Below are 7490 nucleotides of genomic sequence, written 5' to 3'. Positions count from 1 at the left end.
CTATGAAATACAGCTAAATAAGAGGTCAAGCAAGAAAGAGCGCAGGGTGGATGCCTTGGCACTAAGAGCCGAAGAAAGACGTGATAAGCTGCGAAAAGCTGCGGGGAGGAGCAAATATCCATTGAGCCGCAGATATCTGAATGGGGAAACCCGGCTGGACGAACTCCAGTCATCCATACGCCAATCCATAACGTATGGAAGGGAACCCGGTGAACTGAAACATCTAAGTAGCCGGAGGAAGAGAAAGAAAAATCGATTTCCAAAGTAGCGGCGAGCGAAATGGAAAGAGGCCAAACCATGGTGCGTGCACCGTGGGGTTCGGACCGCATAATTGATTCGTTGATCCTAGCAGAAAGGTTTTGGGAAAGCCTGCCAGAGAGGGTGAAAGCCCCGTAAGCGAAAGGAAAGACGACATGGCGGAATCCAGAGTACATCGAGACACGAGAAACCTTGATGGAATGAGCGGGGACCACCCCGTAAGCCTAAATACTCCTTAGTGACCGATAGCGCATAGTACTGTGAAGGAAAGGTGAAAAGGACCCCGGGAGGGGAGTGAAAGAGAACCTGAAACCCTGTGTTTACAAGCTGTGGAACATCTTTATATGATGAACCGCGTACTTTTTGTAGAACGGTCCGGCGAGTTACGCGTGCCGGCAAGGTTAAGCACTTAAGGTGTGGAGCCGAAGAGAAATCGAGTCTGAACAGGGCGTTCAGTCAGCACGCGTAGACCCGAAACCGGGTGATCTACCCATGTCCAGGTTGAAGTTGCCGTAAAAGGCAATGGAGGACCGAACGCACATCCGTTGAAAAGGGTGGCGATGAGGTGTGGGTAGGGGAGAAATTCCAATCGAACCCGGAGATAGCTGGTTCTCCTCGAAATAGCTTTAGGGCTAGCCTCATTTTAGTCTTATGGAGGTAGAGCACTGAATTTCCGCGGGGGCGTCAAAGCTTACCAAAGAATATCAAACTCCGAATGCCATGTAGATGATGAATGGGAGTCAGACTGCACGAGATAAGTTGGGTGGTCAAAAGGGAAAGAGCCCAGACCTACAGCTAAGGTCCCAAAGTGCGTGTTAAGTGGAAAAGGATGTGGGATTTCAAAGACAACCAGGATGTTGGCTCAGAAGCAGCCATACATTCAAAGAGTGCGTAACAGCTCACTGGTCGAGAGGTCCTGCGCCGAAAATGTCCGGGGCTGAAACACGACACCGAAGCTTAGGAATCACATAGTGATTGGTAGAGGAGCATTCTTAAAACCGACGAAGCTGTACCGGAAGGAGCAGTGGAGGGATAAGAAGAGAGAATGCCGGAATGAGTAGCGAGAGGAAGGTGGGAATCCTTCCGGCCGAATATCTAAGGTTTCCAGAGTAAAGCTGATCTGCTCTGGGTAAGTCGGGGCCTAAGGAGAGGTCGAAAGACGTATCCGATGGACAACAGGTTTAGATTCCTGTACCACATATAAACAGAACTGTGGGGACGCATGTGGAAAGCATAAGCCGGGAATGGAAATACCGGTACAAACGGAAGAGGTGTCAGGCTGGCAAATCCGCCTGGCAAGCCAAAGACGTGATGTGGAGCGAAATAAAAGTAGCGAAGTATGTGAGCCATGTGCCGAGAAAAGCCGCTATTGTTTTATATGTGCCCGTACCGTAAACCGACACAGGTGGATGAGGAGAGAATCCTAAGGCCGACGGAAGAAGCATTGTTAAGGAACTCGGCAAAATGACCCCGTAACTTCGGGAGAAGGGGTGCCCACTTCAGGGTGGGCCGCAGAGAATAGGCTCAAGCAACTGTTTAGCAAAAACACAGGTCTATGCGAAACCGTAAGGTGAAGTATATGGGCTGACGCCTGCCCGGTGCTGGAAGGTTAAGAGGAGAGGTTAGTCGCAAGATGAAGCTTTGAATTTAAGCCCCAGTAAACGGCGGCCGTAACTATAACGGTCCTAAGGTAGCGAAATTCCTTGTCGGGTAAGTTCCGACCCGCACGAAAGGCGTAATGATTTGAGCACTGTCTCGACAATGCATCCGGTGAAATTGAAGTACCAGTGAAGATGCTGGTTACCCGCGCCAGGACGGAAAGACCCCATGGAGCTTTACTCCAGTTTGGTACTGGGATTCGGTACTGCACGTACAGGATAGGTGGGAGACTGAGAACTTGGGACGCCAGTTTCAAGGGAGTCGCTGTTGGGATACCACCCCTGCAGTATTGGGTTTCTAACCAGCCGCTGTGATCCAGCGGTGGGACAATGCCAGGCGGGGAGTTTGACTGGGGCGGTCGCCTCCGAAAGGGTATCGGAGGCGCTCAAAGGTTCCCTCAGAATGGTCGGAAACCATTTGAAGAGTGCAAAGGCAGAAGGGAGCTTGACTGCGACACCGACGGGTGGAGCAGGTACGAAAGTAGGACTTAGTGATCCGGTGGCATAAAGTGGGATTGCCATCGCTCAACGGATAAAAGCTACCCTGGGGATAACAGGCTTATCACTCCCAAGAGTTCACATCGACGGAGTGGTTTGGCACCTCGATGTCGGCTCATCGCATCCTGGGGCTGTAGCAGGTCCCAAGGGTTGGGCTGTTCGCCCATTAAAGCGGTACGCGAGCTGGGTTCAGAACGTCGTGAGACAGTTCGGTCCCTATCCGGCGCGGGCGGAGGATATTTGAGAGGAGCTGTCCTTAGTACGAGAGGACCGGGATGGACGGACCACTGGTGTATCTGCTGTCGACCAACGGCATGGCAGAGTAGCCAAGTCCGGAAGGGATAAACGCTGAAGGCATCTAAGCGTGAAGCCCCCCTCAAGATGAGATATCCCTTCCATAAGGAAGTAAGATCCCTTGAAGAGTACAAGGTAGATAGGGCAGAGGTGGAAGCACGGTAACGTGTGGAGCTGACTGTTACTAATCGATCGAGGGCTTGACCAAAGAATAGCGAACGATGTTCGCATTGGAAGTTGCTTCGCAACTTCACAGATTATGTTATTGATGGTGTTCTGTATGAAGTTTTGAAGGTACTAAAGATAAGACAAAAGTCATATTGATTTTTGTGAAGCTAATAAGTAAAATAATAAATGACGTATCTGATACGTCATTTTATATATAGGGGATTGGTCAAATGGTATGATAGGGGTCTCCAAAACCTTTGGTGGGAGTTCGATTCTCTCATCCCCTGCTTGTAGAAGCCTTGGTTTTCAAGGCTTCTTTTTTTCGTGTTAATTCTTGTTATATGTTTTCTTTTTTCACACACCATCCAGTTAATATTCTTCACATTTATATATTCCCATACTCAGCAGTTTCAATGTGAGAACGTGATGTGGCAAACGCATATCAGATAAGTTTTTTAAAACCACTTGCGCTTGCGCGGACAGAAGCAGATAAGTTTGTGATGCTTGTTGACTGTAAGAATCTTAATCTGGATAAGTTACCACAGCTTTTACATAGAATTTATGATAAGCAGGATATAAGGATCGATCTGTATGGCAGATGCGGGATTTATTATGTACCGGAAGATATTACATTGCAGGTATCAGATATGTGTGACCGTGCCAAAATTACAAAAACCTATATCCCGAATCAGTATGTGAAACCATATGCCATATTTAATGAGCAGATGAAAGAGGATTATGAGCAGAGAAGCAGGGCACTTCTTTGTCGTTCTATCCGAATATCTATAATTTACCCTGCTTTTTACTATACTTAGTCTGATTGTTTGTACGGCAGGAAAAGGTAAAATAGTCTTATCGAAAGGGAGGTAATTACAATATGAAAAGAAAAAAACTTGTAAGCGTGTTATTGATCACAGCAATGACGGCAACACTTTTCGCCGGATGCGGTGGCAACAGCGGAAATAACGGAAAGACCTCAAATGCAGGATCTTCTGCTGCGGGAACAGAAAGTTCTGCAGATGCAGGAACAGAAAATGGTGATGTGAAAGAGTTTACAGCATTCTTTGCAGTACCGGGATCTGAGATCAATGATGACAATGAGATCCAGCAGATCATTGCAGAAAAAACAGGGGTGAAGGTAAAGGAGACATGGCTTACCGGACAGACAGCAGATGAGGCAGTCGGAACAATGATTGCCGGTGGCGAATATCCGGACTTTATTGAAGGTGGAAGCGGACAGATGCAGTTATATGAAGCAGATGCATTGATTCCACTGGATGATTACATTGAGCAGTATCCAAATATCAAAAACCTTTTCACAGATTTAGAGTGGGAAAAACTTCGTCAGGATGATGGACATATTTACTGGATTCCACAGTTTAGCTGCATTAAAAATGAAGAAAAAGTTTGTACACATAATGATGAGGCATTCTGGATCCAGGCAAGAGTTTTAGAGTGGGCAGGCTACCCGGAAATAAGAACCATGGATCAGTATTTTGATCTGATCGAAGCATATAATGATGCAAATCCTACCATGGAGGATGGAACAGCAAATATTCCTTATACTATTCTCTGCGATGACTGGAGATATTTCTGCTTAGAGAATGCACCACAGTTCCTTGATGGATATCCAAACGATGGAAGCTGTATGGTAGATCCGGATACACTTACAGTACTTGACTACAATACATCTGATACAGCAGTGAAATACTTTAAAAAATTAAATGAGGAGTACAAAAAAGGTATCGTAGACCCGGAATCTTTTACACAGACATATGATGAGTATATCGCGAAACTTTCTACCGGACGTGTTCTTGGTATGATCGATCAGTGGTGGGATTTCGCTTACACAGCAGGTGATGCATTAAAACAGGCAGGCTTAGATAAACAGGGCTGTGATTACATTCCACTTCCGATCACAATTGATGAGAGTGTGAAAAACCAGTGGCATAACTCAGGCGGAGCTTTCAATGAAGCAACAGGTCTTGCTATCACAACAGGATGTGAAGATCCGGATGCAGCAGCTAAATTTGTCAGTGATCTTTTAGATCAGGATACACATAACCTTCGTTTCTGGGGTGTTGAAGGTGTTGATTATCAGGTAGATGAAAACGGCGAGTTTATCAGAAATGATGATCAGAGAATGCAGGCTTCTGATACAGCATACAAAGCATCACATTTATGCTCATACTCATACTTCCCACAGTATAGTGGAACAAGTGATGACGGAATCAATGCAAACAAACCGGAAGGACAGGCAAACGAATTCTTTGATGGTTTAAATGAAGATGTGAAAAAAGCATTTGAAGCATATGGCGTAGAAACTTATGTAGAGATGCTCGGAACAAATGAGGCTCCTGGTGACTGGTATCCGATGTGGTCTTTCTCAAATAACTTTACGACAAGTACACCGGGTGGTATGGCATGGACAAAGATTGGTGAAGTAAAACATGAACAGCTTCCACAGGTTGTCATGGCAGATGATTTTGACAGTGCATGGGCAGCTTACATGGATGCATATAATGCATGTCAGCCGGAAGATTTCCTTAGTGAATTACAGACAGAACTTGATACAAGAATGGAACAGGCTGCTCAGTTCAAATAAGAGAAGAAATATAATTTAAAAACGGGCAGATGGAAAACATCTGCCCATTTTTTTAAGGGGTGAAGTCATGTCGTTAGCGAGAACAAAATCAAAAGAAAAAATAAAAGAGAACCGGACTAAAATTACATGGAAAGAGATCAAGAGGCAGAAAGTTTTACTGTTCTGGGCTGCGATCCTTGTCATCTATGGAGTGATATTTTATTATCTGCCACTGGCAGGATGGGCAATGGCATTCCAGAATTACAAACCAAAGCTTGGTATCCTCCATTCACAATTTGTCGGATTAGACAAATTTAAAATGTTATTCTCGGATATGACTTTTATCCGGGTAATCAGAAATACACTTGCAATGGGTGTTATTAACCTTGTGGTAACATTTGTGACAGCGATCGCATTTGCAATTTTATTAAATGAGATGGTCACAAAAGGCGGGAAAAAAGTGGTACAGACGATATCTTATCTGCCGCACTTTCTTTCCTGGATCATTGTAACAGGTATTTTACATGATATGCTTTCCGGAACCGGAATCATAAATGAAATGCTTGTAAATTTACATCTGATAGAACAGCCGATCAACTTTTTTGCACATCCGGGATATTTCTGGCCGATCGTTGCATTTGCAAATGTGTGGAAAGAAACAGGATGGAATGCAATTATTTATTTAGCAGCGATCACAGCGATCGACCCGTCACTTTATGAAGCAGCAGCGATTGATGGTGCCGGAAGATGGGCGAAAATTAAATATGTTACTCTGCCGGGAATCAAACCAACTATTATTATTTTACTTTTAATGAATGTAGGAAATGTCTTAAATGCAGGATTTGAGATTCAGTATCTGTTAGGAAACGGACTTGTACAGAAAGTATCCCAGACCATTGACATTTATGTATTAAAATGGGGTATCAGTCAGGGAGATTATGCAATCGGTACTGCAGCAGGTATCTTCAAGAGTCTTGTAAGTATTATTCTGATCGTAATTGCAAACCAGATTGCAAAACGAAATGGAGAGGAACAGTTATTCTAGGAGGTTTTGGTCATGGCAAAGACACAAAAAAGAAAGAAAACAAAAAAGATACAGGTATTTCCGATCGTAAATGCGGTCATAATGATCCTGTTTGTGATCATTACCCTGTATCCGGTATTAAATACATTGGCAATTTCATTAAACGATGGAACAGATGCCTTAAGAGGCGGGATTTATCTGTTGCCGAGAAAGTTTACATGGAAAAACTATACGACTGTGCTTCAGAAAGATAATCTGATCACCGGAGCTTATATTACAGTCGCAAGAACGATCATCGGTACGGTTCTTGCACTGATCGCAAATGCGATTCTTGCATTTATCGTCAGCAGAAAAAGATTTTTATTCAAAAAAGAAGTATCTCTTTTCTGGGTTATCACCATGTATGTAAATGGTGGACTGATTCCGACCTTCCTTTTATACAAAGGACTTGGACTTACAAACAGTTTTTGGGTTTATGTAATTCCGGGCATGGTAAGTGCATTTAATATGCTTGTCATCCGTACATATATGAATGGTATACCTGACAGTTTAGAGGAATCTGCGCAGTTAGATGGTGCGGGATATACAACGATTTTCTTAAAAATTTATTCTCCGCTGTGTAAACCGGTATATGCAACAGTTGCATTATTTGTTGCAGTCGGGCAGTGGAACTCATGGTTTGATGCAATGTTATATAACCGTATGAGTGATAACTTAACAACGCTTCAGTATGAGTTAATGAAATTATTATCATCCGTAACAAACCAGGGAACCAACGCAGAGGCTATGAAAAATGCAGTAGGAACTGTTACACCAACTTCTGTTCGTGCTGCAGCAACCATTATCACCATGCTTCCTATCATCTGTATTTATCCGTTTTTACAGAAATACTTTGTGACAGGACTTACCCTTGGCGGTGTCAAAGAGTAAAGGACAGAAGATCAGGCTGTGCAGAATTTGTGCCGGAGCACAAACTAAAAATGCCCTGGAAAGCGGCAGGAATGGA

General features: G+C 44.1%; 4 protein-coding genes, 1 tRNA gene and 1 rRNA gene. All 6 read left to right on the top strand.

Annotated elements, in window-relative coordinates:
• Nucleotides 1-23: 23 nt before the first annotated feature.
• The 6 genes from ACDD58_RS19080 (at nt 24) to ACDD58_RS19055 (ending at nt 7414) form a co-directional block, all read left to right on the top strand.
• Nucleotides 24-2916: ribosomal RNA gene (locus ACDD58_RS19080) — 23S ribosomal RNA — on the top strand.
• Between the two features lie 176 nt (nt 2917-3092).
• Nucleotides 3093-3163, top strand: a tRNA-Trp gene (locus tag ACDD58_RS19075).
• 141 nt (nt 3164-3304) lie between these two features.
• The gene (locus tag ACDD58_RS19070) at nt 3305-3691 is read left to right on the top strand and encodes a hypothetical protein (protein ID WP_370778708.1); all 387 of its coding nucleotides are present in this window, start codon (nt 3305-3307) and stop codon (nt 3689-3691) included.
• A 62-nt stretch (nt 3692-3753) separates the two neighbouring features.
• On the top strand, nt 3754-5481 hold the full coding sequence (locus ACDD58_RS19065) for a sugar ABC transporter substrate-binding protein (protein WP_370778707.1): 1728 nt from the start codon (nt 3754-3756) through the stop codon (nt 5479-5481).
• A gap of 67 nt (nt 5482-5548) precedes the next feature.
• On the top strand, nt 5549-6505 hold the full coding sequence (locus tag ACDD58_RS19060; RefSeq protein ID WP_186899584.1) for a sugar ABC transporter permease: 957 nt from the start codon (nt 5549-5551) through the stop codon (nt 6503-6505).
• A gap of 12 nt (nt 6506-6517) precedes the next feature.
• A complete protein-coding gene (locus ACDD58_RS19055) occupies nt 6518-7414 on the top strand; it encodes a carbohydrate ABC transporter permease (RefSeq protein ID WP_117921926.1) in 897 nt (298 codons plus the stop codon).
• Nucleotides 7415-7490 lie beyond the last annotated feature (76 nt).

Origin of the sequence: Roseburia sp. (assembly GCF_041325975.1) — a bacterium.
GTDB lineage: Bacteria > Bacillota > Clostridia > Lachnospirales > Lachnospiraceae > Roseburia > Roseburia rectibacter.
Note: the sequence above shows the minus strand (reverse complement) of the source record. Positions and strands in the feature narration are given on the sequence as shown.